Source organism: Pedobacter polysacchareus, from assembly GCF_019802255.1.
Taxonomy (GTDB): Bacteria; Bacteroidota; Bacteroidia; order Sphingobacteriales; family Sphingobacteriaceae; genus Pedobacter; species Pedobacter polysacchareus.
In genome coordinates, this window is the sequence record NZ_JAHYSS010000001.1 from 466,095 (window position 1) to 489,756 (window position 23,662).

At 41.0% G+C, this 23,662-nt stretch carries 23 protein-coding genes; 9 read left to right on the top strand and 14 right to left on the bottom strand.

Annotation, left to right across the window (positions count from 1 at the left end):
- Positions 1–119 precede the first annotated feature (119 nt).
- Positions 120–1,019, top strand: a complete 900-nt coding sequence (locus K7X70_RS01965) for an alpha/beta hydrolase (protein ID WP_222535480.1) — start codon at positions 120–122, stop codon at positions 1,017–1,019.
- Here the strand turns inward: K7X70_RS01965 and K7X70_RS01970 are convergent.
- Positions 964–1,671, bottom strand: a complete 708-nt coding sequence (locus tag K7X70_RS01970) for an oxidoreductase (protein WP_222535481.1) — start codon at positions 1,669–1,671, stop codon at positions 964–966. The two genes, K7X70_RS01965 and K7X70_RS01970, sit on opposite strands and share 56 nt — an antisense overlap.
- A 244-nt stretch (positions 1,672–1,915) precedes the next feature.
- Between K7X70_RS01970 and typA the strand changes: the two genes are divergently transcribed.
- Positions 1,916–3,712, top strand: coding sequence for a translational GTPase TypA (gene typA / locus K7X70_RS01975; RefSeq protein ID WP_062546576.1), 1,797 nt, complete (start codon positions 1,916–1,918; stop codon positions 3,710–3,712).
- A gap of 153 nt (positions 3,713–3,865) precedes the next feature.
- On the top strand, positions 3,866–4,582 hold the full coding sequence (locus tag K7X70_RS01980; RefSeq protein ID WP_222535482.1) for a 3-ketoacyl-ACP reductase: 717 nt from the start codon (positions 3,866–3,868) through the stop codon (positions 4,580–4,582).
- 141 nt (positions 4,583–4,723) lie between these two features.
- Here the strand turns inward: K7X70_RS01980 and K7X70_RS01985 are convergent, their stop codons facing one another.
- Positions 4,724–5,473 (bottom strand): glycosyltransferase family 2 protein, encoded by a 750-nt coding sequence (locus K7X70_RS01985; RefSeq protein WP_222535483.1) that lies wholly within the window; start codon positions 5,471–5,473, stop codon positions 4,724–4,726.
- A 14-nt stretch (positions 5,474–5,487) separates the two neighbouring features.
- Positions 5,488–6,759 (bottom strand): glycosyltransferase, encoded by a 1,272-nt coding sequence (locus tag K7X70_RS01990; protein ID WP_222535484.1) that lies wholly within the window; start codon positions 6,757–6,759, stop codon positions 5,488–5,490.
- 222 nt (positions 6,760–6,981) lie between these two features.
- Between K7X70_RS01990 and K7X70_RS01995 the strand changes: the two genes are divergently transcribed.
- Both K7X70_RS01995 and K7X70_RS02000 read left to right on the top strand, forming a co-directional pair.
- A complete protein-coding gene (locus tag K7X70_RS01995) occupies positions 6,982–7,731 on the top strand; it encodes a class I SAM-dependent methyltransferase (RefSeq protein WP_222535485.1) in 750 nt (249 codons plus the stop codon).
- Positions 7,732–7,738: 7 nt separating this feature from the next.
- On the top strand, positions 7,739–9,277 hold the full coding sequence (locus tag K7X70_RS02000) for a rhomboid family intramembrane serine protease (protein WP_222535486.1): 1,539 nt from the start codon (positions 7,739–7,741) through the stop codon (positions 9,275–9,277).
- A 69-nt stretch (positions 9,278–9,346) separates the two neighbouring features.
- Here the strand turns inward: K7X70_RS02000 and K7X70_RS02005 are convergent, their stop codons facing one another.
- The 11 genes from K7X70_RS02005 to K7X70_RS02055 form a co-directional block, all read right to left on the bottom strand.
- The gene (locus K7X70_RS02005) at positions 9,347–10,246 is read right to left on the bottom strand and encodes a glycosyltransferase family protein (protein ID WP_222535487.1); all 900 of its coding nucleotides are present in this window, start codon (positions 10,244–10,246) and stop codon (positions 9,347–9,349) included.
- Between the two features lies 1 nt (position 10,247).
- Positions 10,248–11,015, bottom strand: coding sequence for a class I SAM-dependent methyltransferase (locus K7X70_RS02010; RefSeq protein ID WP_255606864.1), 768 nt, complete (start codon positions 11,013–11,015; stop codon positions 10,248–10,250).
- A gap of 4 nt (positions 11,016–11,019) precedes the next feature.
- Positions 11,020–11,583, bottom strand: a complete 564-nt coding sequence (locus K7X70_RS02015) for a class I SAM-dependent methyltransferase (protein WP_255606865.1) — start codon at positions 11,581–11,583, stop codon at positions 11,020–11,022.
- 251 nt (positions 11,584–11,834) lie between these two features.
- A complete protein-coding gene (locus tag K7X70_RS02020) occupies positions 11,835–13,178 on the bottom strand; it encodes a flippase (RefSeq protein WP_222535489.1) in 1,344 nt (447 codons plus the stop codon).
- Positions 13,179–13,199: 21 nt separating this feature from the next.
- A complete protein-coding gene (locus K7X70_RS02025) occupies positions 13,200–13,598 on the bottom strand; it encodes a hypothetical protein (protein ID WP_222535490.1) in 399 nt (132 codons plus the stop codon).
- A gap of 65 nt (positions 13,599–13,663) precedes the next feature.
- Positions 13,664–14,182 (bottom strand): DinB family protein, encoded by a 519-nt coding sequence (locus tag K7X70_RS02030; protein ID WP_222535491.1) that lies wholly within the window; start codon positions 14,180–14,182, stop codon positions 13,664–13,666.
- Positions 14,183–14,187: 5 nt separating this feature from the next.
- Positions 14,188–14,883, bottom strand: coding sequence for a proline and serine-rich protein 1 family protein (locus tag K7X70_RS02035; protein WP_222535492.1), 696 nt, complete (start codon positions 14,881–14,883; stop codon positions 14,188–14,190).
- A gap of 48 nt (positions 14,884–14,931) precedes the next feature.
- Positions 14,932–15,621, bottom strand: a complete 690-nt coding sequence (locus tag K7X70_RS02040) for a YjjG family noncanonical pyrimidine nucleotidase (RefSeq protein ID WP_222535493.1) — start codon at positions 15,619–15,621, stop codon at positions 14,932–14,934.
- 24 nt (positions 15,622–15,645) lie between these two features.
- Positions 15,646–16,044 carry a DUF1648 domain-containing protein gene (locus K7X70_RS02045; RefSeq protein ID WP_222535494.1) on the bottom strand — a complete coding sequence of 133 codons (399 nt, stop codon included), beginning with the start codon at positions 16,042–16,044 and terminating at the stop codon, positions 15,646–15,648.
- 20 nt (positions 16,045–16,064) lie between these two features.
- Positions 16,065–16,709 carry a uracil phosphoribosyltransferase gene (gene upp / locus K7X70_RS02050; RefSeq protein ID WP_222535495.1) on the bottom strand — a complete coding sequence of 215 codons (645 nt, stop codon included), beginning with the start codon at positions 16,707–16,709 and terminating at the stop codon, positions 16,065–16,067.
- A 154-nt stretch (positions 16,710–16,863) separates the two neighbouring features.
- The gene (locus K7X70_RS02055; protein WP_222535496.1) at positions 16,864–17,907 is read right to left on the bottom strand and encodes a DUF7033 domain-containing protein; all 1,044 of its coding nucleotides are present in this window, start codon (positions 17,905–17,907) and stop codon (positions 16,864–16,866) included.
- 304 nt (positions 17,908–18,211) lie between these two features.
- Here K7X70_RS02055 and uvrB point away from each other — a divergent pair, with 304 nt between their 5' ends.
- The 4 genes from uvrB to K7X70_RS02075 all read left to right on the top strand — a co-directional run bounded on the left by uvrB (position 18,212) and on the right by K7X70_RS02075 (position 23,401).
- A complete protein-coding gene (gene uvrB, locus K7X70_RS02060) occupies positions 18,212–20,272 on the top strand; it encodes an excinuclease ABC subunit UvrB (RefSeq protein WP_281029475.1) in 2,061 nt (686 codons plus the stop codon).
- Between the two features lie 2 nt (positions 20,273–20,274).
- A complete protein-coding gene (locus tag K7X70_RS02065) occupies positions 20,275–20,472 on the top strand; it encodes a YwbE family protein (RefSeq protein WP_222535497.1) in 198 nt (65 codons plus the stop codon).
- A gap of 92 nt (positions 20,473–20,564) precedes the next feature.
- Positions 20,565–20,834, top strand: coding sequence for a DUF4834 family protein (locus K7X70_RS02070; RefSeq protein WP_062546594.1), 270 nt, complete (start codon positions 20,565–20,567; stop codon positions 20,832–20,834).
- A gap of 86 nt (positions 20,835–20,920) precedes the next feature.
- Positions 20,921–23,401, top strand: a complete 2,481-nt coding sequence (locus tag K7X70_RS02075) for a hypothetical protein (RefSeq protein WP_222535498.1) — start codon at positions 20,921–20,923, stop codon at positions 23,399–23,401.
- The last annotated feature ends 261 nt before the right edge of the window (positions 23,402–23,662 follow it).

A 23,662-nucleotide genomic window follows, 5' to 3' on the forward strand; every position in this document is an offset into this window, starting at 1 on the left:
TTTTCAAACGCAAGGCAATATTTGTATTTCTTTCTATAAATCTGGCGTTTAAGTAAAAATATTGGCAGTCTTGAGGATGTTTTAGGAAGAATAGTACCTTTGCAGGCTATACCATTGCTATGTTACTTTCCAAAGTTGCCCGTACTCAGCATTCCATTAAGTCTGCCATTCTAAAAAGAGAAGTTGTGATTGATCTTTTTATCCCAAATGATTTACTTGGGAATGAAATTTTAAACCTGCTGCTTTTAAATGATGGGCAAGATGCGAAAGCCCTGTACCTGGAGCAGACTTTGAATGAACTTTATGGTAAAAAGAGGCTGGAACCTACCGTCCTGGTGGCGATCCATGCATCGGAAAACCGTACTCAAGAATACGGAATTGCAGGTGCTCCTGATTTTCTCAACAGAGGTGCCTCTGCAAGTTTGTACCGTGATTTTGTATTCAGCGAATTGTTGCCTTACATTCAAGAGCAGGTAGGTATGCCAATCCTTGGAAAAAAAGGATTCGCGGGATGTTCACTTGGTGGGATTTCAGCATTTGATATCGTTTGGAATAATGCGGAATATTTTGACTTTGCAGGCGTGTTTTCTGGTGCTTTCTGGTGGCGTAAAAAAGACCTTAAAGACGGATATACAGACGAAGATCGCATTGTTCATCAGATGATTAGGGGGACAAACGGGATGGAGAAAGTGGCTGTGGATCAAGCGCCTGCTGCCAGGATTCCAGGGGCTAACAGTGTTTCTGAGGGGAATGTTTCCGAAACGGGGGGCAGTCCGAAGCTTAAATTCTGGCTCATGACCGGCACGGAAGATGAAACTGCCGACAGGAACCACAACTTAATCATCGATTCCATTGATGATACCATCGATATCATTAAAGAATTGCTGAAAAAAGGATACCAGCGTCCGGAAAATATTACCTATTACGAAATGGTAGGAGGCAAGCATGATGTCGAAACCTGGTCTAAAGTAATGCCGGCTTTTCTTTGCTGGGCTTTTGGTCGGAAAAACGCGCTGTAGCAATTTTTTCAATCTCATCTGAAGGGTAAATAAACACACCCTCTTTAGTCGTTAAAGACATCTTTAACATCGCCAAAGCCACATTCTCCACCTTTATACTTCTATATTTTCTTAGAGCACCTAGCATGATGGGGTTTAAAAAGCGCATCAGACCAATCATCAATCCCTCTGCCGGACGATGTTCCTGCCGATCGCCATCTAATAAAGAAGGTCGGTAAATATGAATACTTTTGAAAGGAATACTTTGCAGATCTCGCTCTGTTTCCCCTTTAGTGCGGGAATAGAAGATACTGGAATTGGGATTCGCGCCCATAGAAGAGACCAAATGATACTGGGAAGCACCATTTGCCTGTGCAATAGCAGCCGCATCCAAAGGGTATAAATAATCAATTTTCCGGTACTGCTCCACATCCGGAGTTTTACTTTTTGTGGTTCCCAGACAGCAAAACACTACGTTTCCCTGAATTTCTGAGCCATAATCGTTCAAATGGTCGAAATCTACCACCAGCTGCTCCAGTTTAGGATGTTCGCGATTCAGTTTCTTTCTGACCAGGACCAAAACAGCCGTATAATCCGGGCTGTCTAGCAGCTGCGTTAACAAACTCGTCCCAATTAAACCACTCGCACCAAGTATTATTGCTTTTTTCTTCATGTTGAATTTATAGGACGATTTCGTTTTTAGCAGAAACTGATTGTTTTTTTAAATAAGTGGCAATTGGTTTTTCTGCTCCTCCAAAGTACGAATTCCTGCCTGTAGCTGCAATAAACCTTTATAATAAAACGGTCATTGTTATGGTAATATAAAACGCGCGTTATTTTTCATTATTTGCTCTTAACTAATTGATTGATATGTCGATAATAAACTGTATCTTTGCGCAAAAATTTACACGCATTTTATGCAAAAAATAAGAAATATAGCTATCATAGCACACGTTGACCACGGCAAAACTACACTGGTTGATAAGATCTTACACTCTTGTTCAATCTTCCGTGATAACGAACAATCCGGAGATTTAATACTTGACAATAACGATTTGGAACGTGAACGTGGTATTACCATCGTTTCCAAAAACGTATCTGTGATGTACAAGGATGTAAAAATCAACATTATTGATACCCCTGGTCACGCCGATTTTGGTGGTGAAGTAGAACGTGTATTGAAAATGGCTGATGGAGTATTGCTATTGTGTGATGCGTTTGAAGGTGCAATGCCTCAAACTCGTTTCGTTACACAAAAAGCTTTAGCCCTTGGTTTAAAACCGATCGTTGTTGTAAACAAAGTAGATAAAGAAAACTGTCGTCCTGAAGAAGTTTATGAGCAAATCTTTGAATTGTTCTTCAACCTTGAGGCAACAGAAGATCAATTAGATTTCCCTGTAATCTACGGTTCATCGAAACAAGGATGGATGAGTACAGACTGGCAAAAACCTACTACTGATATCTTCGCATTATTAGATGCTGTAGTAGCTAACATTCCTCCTGCACCAACAAATGAAGGTACATTACAAATGCAGATCACCTCTTTAGATTATTCATCTTTCGTAGGTCGTATCGCAGTTGGACGTGTTCACCGCGGTTCAATCAAAGAAAACCAACCGGTTACTTTGATCAAACGTGATGGTAAAACTGTAAAATCAAGAGTAAAAGAATTATATACTTTCGAAGGTCTTGGAAAAATCCGTGCTACTGAAGTAAGATCTGGTGATATCTGCGCTGTTGTAGGTATTGAAGGATTTGATATCGGTGATACGATCGCTGATTTTGAAGCTCCAGAGCAATTGCCGGTAATTAAAATTGATGAGCCAACAATGAATATGTTGTTCACCATCAATAACTCACCATTCTTCGGTAAAGAAGGTAAATTTGTAACGTCTCAACGTATCAAAGAACGTCTTTACAAAGAAATGGAGAAAAACTTAGCCCTTAAAGTGGTGGAAACTGAATCTCCAGATGCTTACTTAGTATATGGTAGAGGTATTCTCCATTTATCAGTATTGATCGAAACGATGCGTCGTGAAGGTTATGAGCTTCAGGTAGGTCAGCCACAAGTTATCATTAAAGAAATTGATGGTAAAAAATGTGAGCCTATTGAAACTTTAATCGTTGACGTTCCTGGTGAAGTTGCTGGTAAAGTAATTGAATTGGTAACACAACGTAAAGGTGAATTGTTGATCATGGAGCCTAAAGGAGATTTACAGCATTTAGAGTTTGAAATCCCTGCACGTGGTATCATCGGATTAAGAAATAACGTATTAACTGCTACTGGTGGTGAAGCGATTATGGCTCACCGTTTCAAAGCTTATGAGCCTTGGAAAGGTGTAATCCCTGGAAGATTAAACGGTGTATTAGTTTCAATGGAAAAAGGTAGTACTACTGCTTATTCAATTGATAAACTACAAGATCGTGGACGTTTCTTCGTTGATCCAGGTGTTGACGTTTATGAAGGTCAGATTATGGGTGAGCACATCCGTGACAATGATTTGGTAGTAAACATCGTTAAAGGTAAAGCTTTAACCAACATGCGTGCTTCAGGTACTGATGATAGCAACCGTATTGCTCCGGCAATTAAGTTCTCTCTGGAAGAAGCTATGGAATACATCCAGGCTGATGAGTACATTGAAGTTACTCCATTGAGCATGCGTTTACGTAAGATTCACTTAACTGAAGCTGCACGTAAAAACAACAAAAACTAATCCGCTTCTAGCAAGATTAATATTTTGAGAAAGCCCCTGAACTTCATGTTCAGGGGCTTTTTCTATTTAGAAGTCATAAGTCTATGTGTGATCAGGTATAGCCCCTTCTTTTTTCTTAATTTTGTGCATTATAAAACATAAATACAAGCTCAGATGGAATCATTGAAAGGAAAAAATGCAATCATTACCGGTGCCGGAAAAGGACTTGGACGTGCCGTTGCTATCGCTTTAGCACAAGAAGGTGTAAACGTAGGTTTAGCCGCAAGGACACTTGCCGATTTGGAAAAAGTAGCTGCAGAACTTGCACAATATGGTGTTAAAACGGCAATCTCAACAATGGATGTTTCCGATATCAATGGTGTAAATGCCGCTGTGGAATCTTTAAAATCGGAATTGGGTGCAATTGATATCCTGATCAATAATGCCGGAATAGGTGCCTTCGGATCTTTCATGGAACTGGAGCCAGCGAAATGGGAAGAAATTATAAAAGTGAACCTTTTAGGTCCTTACTATGTGACCCGTGCAGTACTTCCTGAAATGATCGAAAGAAAAACTGGTGATATCATCAACGTATCTTCAACTGCAGGAAAAAATGGAGCCGCAGTAACGAGTGCCTACAGCGCCTCGAAATTCGGACTAATCGGAATGTCTGAATCCTTAATGCAGGAAGGCCGTAAACACAACATTCGTGTCACGACTTTAGTGCCAAGCACAGTGGCTACAGATATGGCAATTGACTTGAAATTAACAGATGGGAACCCTGATCGCGTGATGCAGGCAGAAGATTTTGCAGAACTGGTAGTTTCTCAATTGAAACTAAACCGTAGGGTATTTGTGAAAGAAGCCGCATTGTGGTCTACTAATCCTTAGTTTTCAAAAGAAACATCAAAAGGATCTTTCGATAAGCCTATGACTACCTTTTATCAATGGTTCAGGTGTCTTTGAAAAGATTAAAAGAAATATTATAGAGGGAGGAGCGAAAAGCTTTTCCCTTTCCTGCAAAATGAAAACTTAATCGTTTGTTCGGCGATGGCGGATGTAATACTGCCCTAAGTTGACCGCAATGAATAAATGGTTGATCACATTTGGAATAAAACCATAGTATTTGGTAAAGATCTTGAAACGCTCTTTCAAACTCGCCATGTGTTTCTTTTTGGATATCCCGCCAACCAGATATTTGGCCACATAACTGTGCGTATTGACAATACTGGAGGCATTTTTAGCCGCCCTGATGATCCAGTCAATATCTGCACTATACTTATATTGTAAATCAAAAGACCCCGCCAGACTACGTTTCACATAGATCGCCTGATGGCTGATACACATGCCATACCTGAAACTTCTCCAGCTAAAAGTTTCCGGAGCCCGGTGTCTTCTTTGTCCCAGGCTATGCCAGTTCTCATCGTACATTTCCGTCTCGCCATAATAAATGTCAGCAGCAGAAGCACTTTCAAATACCTCAGCAACTGTGACCGGCGAATAAATTTCATCCCCCGAATTCATGAACAGTACATAATCCCCGGTTGCCAATGCGAGTCCTTTATTCATGGCATCATAAATCCCTTTATCAGGCTCTGAAATAAACTGCGCCAGACGAGATTTATAATTGTAAATCGTGTCTTTGGTGCCATCGGTAGAGGCGCCATCGATCAAAATGTATTCAATATTCGGATAAGTCTGATTCAACACAGAAAGCATTGTGCGCTCAATATCCTTTACATTATTATAAACGATGGTGATGACGCTGAGCTTTGGTTGCATAGAGTAAATTATTTTTAATGAGGCTGTAAATTAATCAGGGATTGATACAATAATAAGTGTTTTTCTGCAATAACTGACTCCGAGAATTCAGTTAATATCGTTCTTCTGGCTTCTTTCTGAATATCAGGAGCGTTTTCATCATGGTACAGCCACTCGATTCCGGTGGCCAGGTCTTCCGAAGATTTATACTCCGCTAAATACCCATTTTCAAGATGCTTCACCATGTCAGGAATACCCCCTGTTTTAAAGGCCACCACTGGAGTTGCACAAGCCAGGCTCTCCATTACCGTATTGGGAAGATTGTCTTCCAGAGAAGCCGTAATAAACACATCTGCAGCAGAGTAACATTTAGCAAGGTGACTGTCGTTACTGATCGTCCCTAAAAACGTGGTTTTGAAAGGAAATTCCGGCATATCCACATTGTCTTTATTGCCAAAAATAACCAGTTCAATGTTTTCTTTTATGATCCCTGGCCTAGTGGACAGATCGTTTAAAGCGTCAATCAAATAAGAAGTCCCTTTATGTTTGTCATTCTTTGAAGGCATGAAACCACTCATCAATACAAACTTTTCAGGATTGATCTTTAATATTTTCTTGGCTTCCGATTTTACATAAGGCTTGAAAACCTTGGTTTCTATGGTGTTTGGGATCACAGTAATTGCTCTTGTTCCCATTAAACTGCTCAACTTTACAGAATCTGCCATCCAATGACTCGGTGCTACAATGTGAAAGTTCAATTCAGAGTAGGCTTTTTTCTTTTGTAACCAATTCCTATGAGAAAAATCATCCTTGCCGCTAAATCTTAACAGCGGACAATTACCGCATTCCTTATGGTAATTCTCACAGGAATAACGCACATGACAACCACCTGTAAACGCATTGCTGTCGTGAAAAGTCCAAACCACCGGTTTCTCTAACTCATCAATCTGTGCCAGAAATTTGGGCGATAAAAAACCATGGTTGATCCAGTGGATGTGGATAATATCCGCAGCCTTTACTTTAGGGTGATGAATGACAGATCTGCCAAACCATTGCAAAGAAAAAGGGGTTTTTAACGCTTTTGAGAAGGCTTTCGACAAATACCGCTCTGCCAGAATCTTTACAACAGCCACCGCTTTCTGAAATGGACTTCTGTTAAAAGCAGTGGTCAGTTTGCTTTCTTTAAATTGAAAATAAACCATCACTTCAGAATCTACGTCATGCGCTTTTAATGCCTCACTTAGCCTAAGACAAGCCCTTCCGGCGCCGCCATTTCCTTCGTATGTATTTAAGTGAACTACTTTCAATCTATCAAAATTAGCGGTTATTGTTAAATTCTTCTGTATTTTCGTTCCAAACTTATAAAGCCGGTTCGCCTGCCGTTAAATTTAATTTAAAAATCGAAACAATCCTAAGCTGTAAGCTCACAAATGGTATATGATGATAATATGACATTAAATTAGGACTTTGAAAACAATTAAATGAACAGGAACCAATCAAAAGATAATTAAAATAGCTAAAAATATAATATGGAAAACCTGTTAACCGACAGACAGTTTTGGGTGAATTATTGGGAAAGTAAAACCGGTTTATCGGTTAATATTCCATCAAATTATTTGTTTCATCAGGAACTAGGCGAAATTATCCAAAAACAGGGCGTAAAAACGGCAATTGAACTGGGTGGCTTTCCAGGATACTATGCCGTATTTCTAAAAAAATATTTTAAGCTGGATGTCACACTGCTCGATTATTTCGTGCATCAGCCGGTAACCAACGCACTATTGGAAGCCAATCAATTGAAACCAAGTGACATCAATATTATTGAAACAGATCTGTTTAATTATCAGCCCGTGCAGGAATTTGATCTGGTCTTATCTTGTGGACTGATCGAACATTTTAACGATACCGCCGACATCATCAACCGCCACATTGCTTTTGTAAAACCTGGAGGAACCTTATTTATCACCCTCCCTAATTTTAAAGCCCTGAATGGCTGGTTCCAAAAGTCTTTCGACCGTGAAAATTACGATAAACACAACATAGATTGTATGGATCCTAAACTGCTGGCTAGCATTTGTGAGCAGGCAGGCCTGGAAGTAGTACAATCCAGATATTTCGGAAATTTCAGCCTATGGCTGGAAAATGAACAGCAAAAACCACTAAGTGTTCGTCTTTTGAAGAAAACACTTTGGTTTGCAGGAAAAGTATTTACTAAAATCATTCCTTTTAACTCCAAAGTATTGTCTCCTTATATTATCTTAGAAGCAAGAAAAAAGTAAGAAGAAAATGGGACTAAGCTGGGGCTATTCACCTAAAGTTGAAAAATACATACCGCTAGGAGATTACCCGGCAGACCAATACCTCATCATTGCACAGCAAGTCATCGAAAACCTGGGCTGGAAGCTAAGTCACGTTTCAGAATCAGGTCTTATTGCCTATACTGGGCTTTCTTTTCAATCCTATAGCGAAGAGATCTCCATCCGCATCAATTTTAACTTCGCCATTTTTAAAAGCGAATGCGTAGGTGTTCAACTCCTTTTTAATGATTATGGAAAAAATGAAGAGAACCTTCAAAAGTTCTTCGATGAGTTTGAATATGTTCAGTTTCATCTGAAAGACGTCTGGAAAGAAAAACTCGAACAATTTCATGAACATATCGCTAGTCAGGACGACCAGTATTTCGAAAAAGCGCCCTTAGCCATCAAGAATAAAATCAAAAATGTACTTTACCTGTTTATCCCCAGAAAGGGATACATAGTCACACCGCTGCTTTTGATCGCTAATATTTTATACTATTTGCTGATTATACTGGTCTTTACACTCCAGGTCATTAAATTTAAAGGAGTCAATTTAACGCCTTTTGAATGGAAGGAAGTCGGAGAAAGGATTTTTCTAAACCTTGGTGCAGACTCCAGAGATGCGGTACTAAATGGTCAGGTCTGGAGATTATTGAGCCATCAATTCATTCATTTTTCTTTTGTTCACCTGTTCTGTAATATGTACGCCCTCATTTATATCGGCCTCATGGTGGAGAATAAACTGGGTAGCTGGAAAACATTAACAGTTTACCTGTTGAGCGGTATTTGTGGTGGACTGGTCAGTGTGGTTCATTATAAAACAGGCCTTATGGGAGGCGCATCCGGGGCGATTATGGGTATGTTCGGTGCCTTTCTGGCCTTACTACTCAGCAATGCCTTCGAGAAAAATGCCAATAGGGCACTATTAATCAGTACCCTGATCGTGACTGCTTTTATGCTGTTGAATGGATTAATGGGCAAAAAAATAGATAATTCTGCACATTTTGGTGGAGTAATATCTGGATTTGTACTTGGTTACCTCCTTTATAATCCCGTGATTTTCAAAATTAATCTGCCAATATATTGGAGAACAGCCACCGCCTTCCTACTGGTATTGCTCTTAGGAGCAGGTGTCATGTGGTTTTCACCCATTTATCAGATCAAAGAGTATGCTAAGCTTCGCGAAAAATTGATGAGTAATGAACTGGCATTTAATGAAATTTATAGCCTCCATCAAGGAATGTCTAAAACTGAAAAGTTAGAGCTGATCAAAAAATGCGCGCTGGATTCCTGGAAAAGGAACCTCGCAATAGTCAAACGCATGGAAACGATGGTATTATTAGATAAAGATAAGGCTGATCTGGAGTTTAGAACAAAAAAAGCAAAGAAAGGTTATGAACTTGGAGTGATGCTCTATCAGGATTACCAATCGGATGATAGGCCCCTGAAGGCTAAAATCCAGCGGAAATTAGATGAACTAACCCATTTAAAACAGGCAGAACGAGACCAGATTATTGTCGAAGATTAGAACGCCTGACAACAGGCTAATGATGCTCAGCAGAAGGCCCAAAATCTCAAGTAATTTAGAACCTAGGCACTAGGCCAAACGTTGTTTAACGTATCTTTTGATCCTTTCCCATAAACTACCTTTACGGGTAGAGAGGAAGCTTTTAATGCTCTCGTAAGCGGCTCTGTTCTCCTTAATTTCTGTTGGAAAATGCTGAATCGGCTTAGGGTTAATGATCACATTGTAAATATCGTTGATCCCGGAATGGATTCCGGTTCCATCATGGCCAATATTATTCACCAATGACTGGGAAGGGTTCAAGGTCAAGCCGCCTTTTAAAAAGATGGAAGCATACCATCGGATCGCCCAGGAGTTGTTCTTTCCATTTTTAAAATCCTGCATCTGCTTCCAGAAATTCATCTTATGCTCAATAGAAAAATCGGACTTCTTTTTCGCATCAAACTGCCCCATTAAAGTGTCAATATTGGGTTCAAAATGCTGCCATGCACGGTCCCAGGTGGCCCATCCCCAGCTTGTCGCCGCTCGATAGAAAAATGATTCAGGAAGATTATTCTCTTTTAAAGGATACATGTAAGCCCCGATATGCATCACCTTTTCTTCTTCGCGGTAGCGGCTTAAGGCCTCATTGAAATAAGTCAGTGTAAAAGGGGACGTGATCAGGTCATCTTCCATCACGATCACCTGCTGGTAGTCTTTCACCAGTCGGCTGACACCAGCGATGACCGAATTGGCCAGTCCCATGTTTTCCGGACGCTCAATGATTTCCACAGATTTGAACCCATCAATGCTCTTCAGCAGCTCGCGAACCTCCATCACCTTTGCCTGATCTTCTGCGGATTTAAATCCGTCAGAAAATACGAATAACCGGCTTTCTGCCGCCAGTTGATTCTGCTGCAAAAACTTAATAGTACGTTCCGTATGCTGTGGACGGTTGTAAACGAATAAAGCAATAGGTGCAAAAAGCTGCATATTAGAAGATCTCGAGGTTTTGGTTTGACTTTTTAGTGAGCACAGTATAGGCGTTCCCAAATTGTTCCCGCTTATTTTTTCCTAGAATAGCACCCAAAATGTTTTTGATGCGGTGTTCCAGCTCTATTTTTAAGGTAGTCAGTAAGGTTTTTGGTGTTTTTTTAACTTTAAATTCGCAGAATTTAATGGTGTCAATAGGGGTAAGGGTGGTTTTGTCTGCTTCGATCACAAAGCCTTCACTTTGCAGCAGAAAACGAATCAATGTTGGGGTGTACATGTTGATATGGCCATAATCTAGGAAGTGTTTCATCCTTTTGTCTACACCAAAACGGTAATCTAAAGGCACCTCAATGACCACATATTTAGCCACCCTTTTTAACTCTCTTAACAGCACTCTTTCATGCTCCACATGTTCCAGTACATGAGCAAGAATGATGAGGTCAAAGCTGTCGTCCGGATAAGGAATACTATAGCCATCGAAACGGCTGACCTCTTTTAATTTACTCAAATTGCGCTTTCTGATCAGCTCAACGCCACTATCCGCTATTTCCAGCGCATAAAGCTCCGTGCCAAAGTTCCACTCATTTAAGTAATGTAATATACTGCCATCTCCCGCGCCTACTTCCAATATCTTCTTTGGCTGAATTCCCTGACACACCGCTATCAGATTTTTTGCTTTGGATTTTGCACCAAGCATACGCCATTCTACATCGCTATCGGTGTAAAAGTCGTTGTAAGAGGCTACGATATCTTCTGTGATGATGGCCATTTGATTAGTCTTTTATACCGTCAATAATCAGTGAAGAATAACCTAGAGGCTCATTAAAGCGCTTATCGAACCTTCTGGACCTTAGAATATGGCCATCTTCGCTTTTCCAGTCTACAAAATGAAACTGCTGCTGCTCATCATAATATTCTAAAAGTTTCACTCGGAAACCTGCGTCTTCCAGTACTTTGCTTAGTTTTTTATAGTCATATAACAACTTATGGTCATGGGAACCTTCTCCATGTCCACCAGGTTTTACCTGTTCAATATAAGCTGGATTAGGGTGAAACCCATCTGGAACAGCGATCCTGATGCTGCCGCCTTTCTCCATAAATGCATAACAGTTTTTTAAAGCGATCAGGGCATCTGCATAGCTGATGTGCTCAAATACATGTTCAGCAAGAAATTTTGAGGCTTTCTTTTCTCCCAGCAAGTTTTCAAAAGAACTCTTTTCTAATAAATTTAAACTCTCAATATTGGTCGGCAACCAATTTTCATAATCGGTGTTTTCTGAACCGATAATGATGTTCAAAGGACCGGACGATTTCTTGATTTTGGACTTCAACTGCATGAGGTCCAATATGTTTTTTGGTTTTAATACGATTGATCTTACTACCTTTCTTAAGGAATTCATCTGTATAATATGTGTTTTTTGTAAGATGTAACGGTCATGAAATCATGTGTCGGTTCACCTGTATGGCTTAAATTTATATCCTGCAGCTCCATGTTAGGATGCAGGTCATTTGAGTGTCAAAGTTAAAATGTTAAACGCAAAAAGCTAATATATCCGTATAATTATTGGATCAGATAATTTCTATAAGCTTATTTAACTCCAGAAGGCTTGTTTTTGACCTTTTCAAACAGCGTGATGAGGAATAAAGATTTGAGCATCATGATGCCTTGCTGCCTTGTTTTTGGAATGAATAAAATCATGAAATTGGAACTCGCATAAGCAATTAATGTCGCCACCGCGGCACCCATAATTCCATATTCTGGAATCCAAAGGATGTTTAAAACAATGTTGATGATCGCTCCAGCGCCAGTGCGAAGCATGGAAAGTTTGGTATAACCTTCTGCAATGAGGAATTGTCCGCTGGCAGTACCCAGGAAAGTAAAAACCCCTGCCCAGATATGTACTGACAATACATGCGCTGCCGGCCAGTAGTCAGGAGTATACAATATTCTGTAGATAAGAGGAGAAGCAAAGGTCATGAAAAGTGCAATGCTGAGGCTGATCCAGACCATTAAATCGTACATGTTCTGCATTCTTCGCTGATACCTTTCCGGGTCATCTCTTTTCGCATTCATAATGGCTGGAAAAACGGCCGTTACAATGGCTACGGGGATAAAGTACCAGGCTTCAGAAAACTGGGCTACTGTGGCATAGATTCCTTGCTGTGCAGAACCTAAATATCCCTGAATCATCAGCGTATCTATCTTCATGTAGATAGAAATCAGGATGGCCGAAAAGGCCATTGGCCAGGAATGTTTTAGTAGAAAACGTGCTAGAGGACTTTCAAACTTCCATTCAAATATAGATCCTCCTTCCTTTTGGTATATATATACATAACCAAGCGCCAATGCAATCACATCAAACAGTAAGGCGGCGATAAACCAATTCAGGCTCATGCCCAGTACAATCAATAGCAATTTGAAGCCTGCAGATAAGAGGTTTCCCATCACCTGCACAGCCATTATAAATTTCCCCTGGGCCCTGGACTGAAAATAACTGTCAATAATATTAAATGCCTGAACAATCCCAGTAAAACCGACCACCATAATATAAGACAATGGCGCGTCTACAGTGGTCATGTCTACCGCAAAATGATAAGCAAGATAAATCAATGGGAGCACAGCGATACCGCCAATAAGTTTCAGGGTAAAAGCTGTGCCGAGTAATTCGTTTTTCTTTTCTGGGAAACGCAGGAGCTCCCTGGTTACAAAACCGTCTAATCCCAAAGCCGCTGCGGCAATGAAAAATGTAATAAATGCAAGTGGGTAATTGTAAACTCCAAATACTTCTGGCCCTAAATAATTGCCGACAGCTATGCTGGCTACTATTTTTATGCCCATGCTGCCCACACGGGCAATCATCAGCCAGCCTGCATTTTTTGCGTATTTCTCTATCGCTCCCTGGTCAAAACCAGGAATACTTGGGATTTTCATGCTTGCCTGTTCTTGCTAAAATTAACTTAAGGGTGCACCAACAGGGATCGCACAATCATGACCAGGAAGGCCATGAGCCGGGTTTAATTTTGCTTCTTTCTGGTTTACAGGCGTACTTGGAGCAGTCGCTGCAGGTGCGGCCGTTTGTGGCACAGCAACAGGAGCCGAAGTCGCTGTTCCTGTACTTGGAGCCGGTGCTGCCGTGCTGGCATTCAATGGGGCTCCAACTGGAAGCGCACAGTCATGAAAAGGTTGTCCATGTGCCGGATTGTTTGCTGGTTTTTCTCCGCTTGCCATGGTTGGGCTAGCCGAAGGTAGGCCGCCAGGAGTAGGAGTGACTACATTCTGACTTTGCTTAGGTTCGCTGTTACAGGCAGAAAGTGCCAGAACAAAACAACTGATATAAAGGATCCTTTTCATAAGTTATACATTTATTAACCTTCTAATAGCGATAAAAGATAGGCAAAGATGTGAAATTTGTTGGGTTATCGTAGGTAGCTTTGATCAATCCTATGTAATTGTTGCAAATGGTGGTTCAGGTGAATTCTTATAAAGCGCAGCCACTGAAATGCATTGAGATAACCGAACCTGGGGTGCGGCATTTTTAAGTCTTTATCGGCATTTGGAAGTAGTAACGTGCCTTTTTCCAATTGTTTAACAAAGTCGTCCATTAAAGCCACAGCCTCTGTTTTGCTGATTTTTTTCAGTCTTTCCGCCAGTCTTTTCGGTGCTTTATACTTTCTTCCCGGAGGAAGACTACCCATAAATAGAATCAGTTTTACAATAAAAGCAGTAGGCTTTTGCTCACCCTGACCGGTAACGGCACCCGTCAATTGCTTTAAAGAAAGGATACTGGAGTCAAAAATGTGAAAATATACTTCACTGTAGGACCAGCCGCCAATAGGAGGCATTTCGAGAAAACGATCTTCTTCCAGCTCATTGAGTTTATTTTGATAAGCCAGTACGATTTGCTGGATCTTTTTATAGTCTTTGCCAGTACTCATTTGCTCTAATTTTGTTTAGCCATAAAGTCAATGAAGGCTGATTTATCGGTAGGGAAGCGGAATAAATTGCCGATTTTCATGGCATTCCTTTTATCCGAAATGAAAGGGTAAATATATTTTGCCAATGCCAATTGGTCTCCGCCAAACTTTAATACCCTCACCAGCTCATAAGCCTGGTCTGAAGTTATCCATGAACTCTTCAAAGCTATTTTTATCAATTTTACCTGAGCATCAGCCCAGGTTTCCTTGTTGATCATAGACAGCAATTGCTTGAATTCATCAGCATTCATGATTTCAGGCCTGTCATCTATTTGCCCAGGCCCAGGTCGGTCACTAAAAATTGCTCGGTCCCAGTTGTCTAATGCATACTGACCACGGTCGTATAAATTTAAGGTGCTGATGTTCCTCCAACCCCCACGACTGGTGTAACCGGCCAGTAAGCGGGCATTCATCGGTAAATTGATCCGTCTGCGGAAGACCTCAGCATTGTCTTTCATTACGACCACCGTAGGTGCGTTATTGCGGATTTCATAAAAACGGAACCTTCCTTTTGAAGATCCGGCAAATTCATCATCTACATAAACGACGTAATTTCCCCGTTCTGGAATTTCTATGAATAACTCGGAAGTACTGCGCGTATTTTGTGCAAAAATAAAGCTGCTCTGCAAGAACAGCACAAAGAGAATGAGTAGTTTTTTCATAGGGTTTGAAGGATAGGGTTTAAGGCTTGCTCTGATAAGAATAAGCAATTAAAAATGATTTAACAATTCTTCCAGGTGATTAATCTGCCAGGCCACATCCTGCGGCTTTTCCTTGTGTAGTGGATTAAAAAAGATCGCCTGAATTCCGAAATCCTGTGCTCCCCGAATATCGGCCTCCAGACTGTCGCCAATCATGATGCTTTCCGGTTTTGTCGCTTTCGCCTTTGCCAATGCATATTCAAATATGGCTTTGTCGGGTTTATTCACCCCCACATCTTCAGAAATGATCACATTTGAAAAGTATGGATTTAAACCGGATTTGTCCATTTTCGTCAGGGTACTCTCTTTAAACCCATTAGAAATGATATGTAGCGTGTACTTCTCCTTCAAATAGGTCAACACCTTTTTCGAACCTTCAAATAAGTTGGTTCTAATAGGGGTTAAACGTACATAGTCGTCTTCAAACTGCAGAGGAATCAACTCTGGTGAGACACCCAGCTGTGTAAAAGTTTTGCTGAAACGTTCAGATCTTAGGGTTTCTTTGGTGATCTTCCCTAAATGATATTCTGCCCATAATAAATGGTTGTTCTCAGTGTAAGTTGCAATGAAGGCTTCCGGGGAAGCCAGTCCTAATGCCGCAAGTTCATAGTGATGGTACAATTCCATCAATGTTTCCTCTGCATTTTTATCAAAATCCCAAATCGTATGGTCTAAATCGAAGAAAATATGTTTAATCATGCTGCTGTTCAGTTATACTCATCATCAATAATGTATGGTAATGCTGATGAGTATTGCAAAGATAACAACAACCAGAACTTTTAAGTATCTAAGTAATTTTGTCGCTATGGTGTACTGCCGATGCGCATTTTCTGGGGTAATGGGCGTTAAATAATTGAAATAATGAGGGAAATTGTTGACTGTCGTCAGTAAAATATAAAGAGCGGTGGCCACCATCGGCAGACTATAAATGTCTGAACGGTGCCCAAAACTATCCGCCGCTCCTGAAAAATTAAAGTGGAGAGGGAGGTATTCCGGCAATCCCGCATATTGAAAATACACACATAACCATAGACTCATCAGCAGAAAAAGGCCAATCCCTTCAATTATTTTATCAAATAAAGAGAGCTGTAGCTTAATGAGGGGTCTTTTGAAGCTGGTCATGGTGCGCTGGACATGGCTGATTAATGTTTTACGCCGTAAGCAAGATCTCCTGCGTCGCCTAATCCAGGTACAATATAAGACTTACTGGTCATTTCTTCATCAATAGCACCAAACCATAATTTTGCCTTAGGTAGGTTGGCCCTCAGGTGGTTGATGCCTTCTGTACTGGCGATGGCGCATACAATATGCAGCTCTTTAATGCGGTATCGGTTCAACAATTCTTTACAGCAAAGCACCATACTCAGGCCTGTCGCCAGCATTGGATCTGCTATAATCACTACTTTGTCGTTCAGATCCGGCGAATAGATATTCTCTACCTCCACTATAAAATTACCATTTTTATGAACTTTCCGGTAAGCAGTGATAAAAGCAGATTCTGCCTGGTCAAAAACATTCAATAAACCTTGATGCAGGGGGATTCCTGCCCTCAAAATGGTCGCTAATACAGGCTGTTCCACCAGGCAGGCAGTTTTTGCCATCCCAAGCGGTGTTTGTGTTTCCTTTCGCTCATACTCCAGTGTCTTGCTGATTTCATAAGCGAAAAACTCACCCATCCGCTCCATATTTTTACGGAAACGCATGGTGTCTTTCTGAATGTTTTCATCACGAAGTTCGGCAAGGAAAACGTTAGCAATGGAGTCGGTTTTGTCTAGGTTAAAAATCATCGGACTGGGAATTAAAATTAGGAGAATAAACAAGTAGGAACATGAAAAAGAACTCAAAATGAGGAGCAAAATTTGAAAAACGGCTCCGCATGAAAAGATACAATGAAAATTAAAAACAATCAATAGCGATCAGCAAGTATCAAAAAACTATCAATTACGCAAGGGCGATTATTTTGTGTTGCCAAAGGCTGTAAAAACTGCCATCTACAAATTTCACATGATCAATCAGTTCATCTAGTAACAGCATAGGGTCTTTATTAGTTTTCTTTCCGCGGGCAATTCCGGCGAAACTTACGGCAAAAGGAAATATTTTCAATTGAGACTGTTTCTCCATTTGTAAGTCATACCAGAAAAACGGACTGCAGGTGCCTGCTCTAAAACCTGGTGTATCGGAATAATACATGCTGTAATCCTGGGCTACATTTTTGGCGGAAAGTTGGATGTAGCTCTTCGGCAGGTTCAGTTTCTCCTGCCAATTGACACGCCGCTGTGTATTTGGCAATAGAAATTCTGGCGGAGCAGCATGGCCGTCTTTCTCCATCTTTTTAATCAATTGACGGATTTTAGTCATCTGTTCTTCTTTTATTTTTCCACCAAACTGCTCTTTTATTTTATGATTAATGAAGCTAAAAGCCTTTTTCAGTGGCCTGACCAGCGATTGATGTTCCGGGTTCAACGAATAAGCAACCTTAAAGCTAAAATTCCTTCTTGGGAATTTTAGTGTTGGAAAGTGCTGATGTAAGATGTTTTTTAAAATGATCGCCCATTCATCAATGACCGGGATTTCTAAAAGTCCAAGTTTATACTGCAAACTTAAACGCGCCCGATAACCCTGGTCTTTCCGGTCGTCAAAGGGCAGGTATTCTTCATATCTGCTCAGGAAATAAAAGGCAGCAGAAAAAGGGTCAAATGGTAAAGTGCTGCCTTCTACGGCAAATGGAACCTGGTTTTCTCCAAATAGAGTGGTGTTAATCTTTTGGCGCCTGATGGAGCGGTCAGTCAATAAACCTGCACTCTTAAAAAACAAGCTGTTTGGAATGGGATGCTTCCCATAAGAAAGTTTAGGGCCCTCCGCCTGGGTAAATTCCGCTAAACTTTTCGGGTATTCCAGATCCAGTCCTAAAACCCCGGTAAACATGAAATTGAAAATGTATTTGATGCGGGGGCTGATCAATGGGGCATAAACCTGAAGCTTCATAGGGTGCAATTTTAAATATAATTTATCACCTGGATTCTGGTCATCAGGAATCCGCAGCAGGCAAATACCTTTTAACCTTACTTATACACTTTAAACTCCAAATTGTTTGACGCGCAGTTGTGTTTTTTATGAGTTATGCTGCTGTGCTTTAATGTCTTAAAATAAAAGTTTGACGCGTGATTCAGGCTGCCTGAGCAAGGGTCAATCTCCACCGGAATAGCGATCGCTTCCCTTATCCAAGCAAATAATTCCTTATCTTTACATCTTTCGAACTCAACATCAAGATAAATAAGGAAATCTGCACATGAAGTTTCAGCTCGTATCAGACTATAAGCCAACAGGAGACCAACCCAATGCCATAAAGCAATTGGTAGATGGAGTGAATAACGAAGAAAATTATCAGACACTTTTGGGCGTAACAGGATCGGGTAAAACCTTTACTATTGCCAATGTGATCGAGCAAACTCAAAAGCCAACGTTGATTTTAAGTCATAATAAAACACTGGCCGCACAGCTTTACGGAGAATTTAAACAGTTCTTTCCGGAAAATGCCGTCAATTACTTCGTGTCCTATTACGATTATTACCAGCCTGAGGCATTTATGCCCAGCACAAATACCTATATAGAAAAAGACCTGAGCATTAATGAAGAAATAGAAAAACTTAGATTACGGACCACCTCGGCTTTAATGTCCGGACGTAGAGACGTGATCGTCGTTTCCTCTATTTCCTGCATTTATGGTATGGGAAATCCAGAAGACTTCTCCAGATCGGTATTCCGATTCTCTGTGGGCACCAGAATTTCCAGAAACAGCTTTTTACACAGCCTGGTGGAAATCTTGTATGCCAGAACAACCACTGAATTTAAAAGGGGTACCTTCCGCGTAAAAGGGGATACTGTAGATATTTTTCCTGCTTACCTGGATGAAGCTTACCGCGTTTCCTTTTTCGGTGACGACATTGAAGAGCTAAGCCTGATTGATCCGGTAACCGGAAAAACATTGGATAAAATGGAAGATATGGCCGTTTATCCCGCCAATCTTTTCGTGACGCCAAAAGACCGCTTCACCTCTTCCATCTGGGGAATTCAGGAAGAACTGGAAGTCCGCAAAACACAATTAATCAATGATGGCCATCTGTTAGAAGCAAAAAGGCTGGAAGAAAGAGTCACATTCGACATAGAAATGATGAAAGAACTCGGTTATTGTTCAGGAATTGAGAATTATTCGAGATTCTTTGACGGACGTTCTCCAGGAATGAGACCCTTCTGTTTGCTGGATTACTTCGCGGATGATTACTTGATGGTAATCGATGAAAGCCATGTGACGGTTCCTCAAATTCGCGCGATGTACGGCGGCGATAGGTCCCGTAAGATGTCGCTGGTAGAATATGGTTTCCGCCTGCCATCCGCATTGGACAACAGGCCGCTTAATTTTGATGAATTTGAAAATCTTGCACCTCAAACGATCTATGTAAGTGCGACCCCTGCTGATTATGAATTGCAGAAAACGGAAGGAGTTGTGATTGAACAGGTCATTCGTCCCACCGGATTATTAGACCCACTGATTCAGGTGAAACCGGCAGTGAACCAGGTGGATGATCTGCTCGACGAGATCGATAAAACCATTAAAATGGGCGATAGGGTGCTGGTGACCACACTGACCAAAAGAATGGCAGAGGAACTCACCAAATATATGGACCGCCTAAATATCAAATGTCGCTACATCCATTCCGAAGTGAAAACTTTGGAGAGGGTAGAGATCCTTCGTGGTCTTCGTCTCGGAGAATTCGACGTATTGATCGGGATCAACTTATTAAGAGAAGGACTGGACTTACCGGAAGTCTCTTTAGTGGCGATCTTAGATGCGGATAAAGAAGGTTTCTTGCGCTCTGATCGTGCATTAATCCAAACCATTGGAAGGGCGGCACGTAACGACAGAGGTAGGGTAATCATGTATGCAGATCGCATCACGGACTCTATGGAAAGAACGATCAGTGAAACCAACAGACGCCGCGACCGACAAATTGCCTACAACCTGGAACACGGCATCACGCCAAAAACTGTCGGCAAAAGCAGAGAAGCGATCCTGGAGCAAACCTCCGTACTGGACTTCTCCGGAAATGCGACCAGAGCGAAAGCCTATGTGGAAGTAGACGAAGTGAGTATGGCCGCAGATCCGATTGTTCAGTTTATGAGCAAAGCGGAAATGCAGAAATCAATTGATAAAACGCGTAAAGATATGGCCAAAGCGGCCAAAGAAATGGACTTCCTCATGGCTGCAAGGCTTCGTGATGAGATGTTTGCCATGGAAAAAGTATTTGAAGAAAGATTTAGTAAATCAGCAACCGCTGATCATTTAAAATAACAATGGACGGAAAAAATAGAAAAGACGTATATCCAGGATTGGAAGTAGAGATTATCCTTAAAAAGGACCAGAGAACAGGGAAATTAACAAGAGGAATCGTAGCCAATCTGCTCACTTCATCCGCCTTCCATTCTAGAGGAATAAAAGTGCGTTTGGAAGATGGACAGGTAGGCCGTGTAGCGGAAATCGTAGAAGATTAAGCCCTTATTGTAATGAAAAAGCAATAATCTACGGAATTTTGTAATAATGAAATCCCAATTCCGTCTATATTTGTAAACATTAATTTAACACAATGGCATTTTTAAAATTTATTGTAGTCACCTTTTTAGTACTGTATCTCCTGCGCTTAATTTTGCGCCTGGTATTTCCTATGGTATTGAAAAGTATGTTTAGCAAGGTTCAGCGCCAGGCTGAAAACCAAGCCAGACAAGCTCAAGGCCAGGCCAGACAGCAAGACAGCAAGCCGGAGGGCGCGATTACCATCGATTATATGCCACCGCAAACTAAAGGTGGTAAAACAGATAAACTCGGAGATTTCGTAGATTACGAAGAAGTGAAATAAACTATTTTAGGCTAATCGATAAATTTCCTTCCTAATCTGTATCAATTTTATATTTTTGGGGTTAGTTTAATCTTAAACAAACCTTAATGAATAATTGGTTAAAAGCGAATGGCATCCACCTGGCCATCATTGGATTTTTTGTGATCATCTGTTTTGTCTATTTCAGTCCTGTTATGCAAGGAAAAGCCCCTGCACAAAGTGACGTCATCCAGGCAAAAGCTACTGCTAAAGAAATTATGGATTACAAGGCTAAAGATGGCAAAGGCCCTCTTTGGACGAATCAAATGTTTGGCGGTATGCCTGCATATCAGATTTGGGTGCAGCACCCAATGAACGTAGGAACTTATGTGATCTCTACAATTAAAGCAGTTTTCCCTGACCCTGTAGATGCAGTATTGCTGTACCTGGTAGGTGCATACCTGCTGTTTTGCGTGCTTCGGGTAAACCCATGGCTCGCCGCAGCTGGCGCAATCGCATTCGCCTTTACCTCCTATAACTTTATTATTATCGCCGCCGGACACAGCAATAAAGCATTAGCCATTGCGTTTATTGCCCCGATTATTGCCGGCGTTATCCTCACCCTAAGGGGTAAATATTGGCTGGGAGGAAGTTTAACCGCTTTATTCCTGGCGCTGGAAATCAGAGCCAACCACATCCAGATGACTTATTATCTGATGATTGCGCTATTGATTTTCATCGGTATCGAAGTTTATCATGCTGTAAAAGAAAAGAAATTAGCTGCCTTTGGAAAGTCAATGACTTTCTTAGGACTGGCACTACTAGTCTCTTTAATGGTAAATGCTGGTAAACTCTGGACTACTTATGAATATGGTTTAGAGTCTAACCGAGGAAAATCTAACATCACTACCGATAGGTCAGAAGAGAAAAACGGCTTGTCAAAAGAGTACGCGTATGGATGGAGCCAGGGTGTAGGCGAAAGCTTAACCTTCCTGATTCCTAATCTTTATGGTGGTGCAACGAGCATCGATCATATCGTGAAACCAGAAAGTCACACCTATAAAGCATTACAAGCGGTAACCGGTGGAGATCCTACCCAGGCGATTCAGCAATTGGCCGGACAAATCGGTTTACAGCAATACTGGGGTGAAAAACCAGGTACTTCTGGCCCTTATTATTTCGGTGCCATCGTATGTTTCCTATTCGTTTTCGGTCTTCTAATCGTGAGAAGCAGATTAAAATGGTGGATCGTAGGTACTACAGTGCTATTTATGCTCCTTTCTTTCGGTAAAAATGCACCTTTCGTATCCGACTTGTTCTTTGAATATTTCCCAATGTACAACAAGTTCAGAGCAGTAGAATCTATTCTGGCTCTAGTTGGATTAATGGTGCCAATATTGGCCGTTCTAGCGATCAAAGAAGCACAAGAAAGTAGCTACGACCCGAAAAAACTAACTCAAAAATTAACAATCGCTGCGGGAATTACTGGTGGTCTTAGCTTACTGGTAGCCATTATGCCTACCGCTTTCTTTAGCTTCACCTCTTCTATGCATCCTCAAATGCTGCAGGCATTGACGCAGATGCTGGACAATAACAGCGGTGTAGCACAAAGTATTACCAATGCCCTAATCAGCGATCGTGCAGATATCGCACGCGCAGATGCCTTGCGTTCTTTAGTGTTCATCGCCATTGGTTATGCACTGGTATGGGCATTCATCAATAAAAAACTGAACGCACAAACTGCCATCATTATCCTTGGTCTAGTAACCTTAACAGACCTTTGGCAGGTAGATCGCCGTTATTTAAACAACAGCAACTTCGCCAGTAAAAGCGATTTAAACAACCATTTCCAGCCTCGTGATGTAGATACATTCATCATGTCGGATAAAGATCCTAACTATAGGGTGCTGGATCTGTCGATCTCTACATTCTCTGATGCGAGTGCTTCTCAATTCCATAAAACTATCGGTGGTTACCATGCCGCTAAACTGAAACGTTACCAGGAACTGATTGATAGCCAGCTTTCTAAAAGCGTGAATCAGGATGTGCTGGATATGTTGAACACGAAATATATCATCACTCAGGATCCAAAAAATGGCTCTTATAAAATGCAGCGCAATCCGACAGCCGCAGGGAACGCCTGGATCGTTCAGAATGTGCAGTTTGCCAAAGATGCCGATGAAGAAATGAAAGCAATCAGCAGCTTCGATCCTAAGAAAGAAGCGATTGTAGATGTACAATACAAACATTTAATCGATACTAAACGCCTGGGTGTAGACCCTTCCGCTTTCATTAAATTGGATAGCTACCACCCGGATCACCTGGTATATTCTTACAGCGCACCAAGAGATGTAATCGCTGTGTTCTCCGAAATCTATTACGATAAAGGATGGAATATGTATGTGGATGGCGTTAAAAAACCTTACTTCAGAGCAGATTACGTACTTCGTGCGGCACAGCTGGAAGCAGGAAATCATAAAGTAGAATTTAAGTTTGAGCCGGTTTCTTACTATATGGGCGAAAACATCTCCTTAGTAGGTTCGATCTTATTGATTGCAGGTTTAGGTTTTGCCTTCTACTCGGAAAATAAAAAGAAAAAAGCAGCCTAACGCTTTTGAAATAAATAGAAAGGCCTGGAGTTGAAAAACCTCAGGCCTTTCTCGTATAACAGGATTTTTTTACCCCTGCTTTATGTCCCGAATTTATGTGGCTTTATCATTTTTAGAATCCTAACCAGATCACATGAAATACAACTTGCTTAATAAATAACGATTTCTTAACCTGTTGTTTATCTTAGTATTGCAGTTTTGTATCATAAACTGTTAAACATGATGCAGGAATTGTTATTGATCATTTGTTTAGTCGTTGGG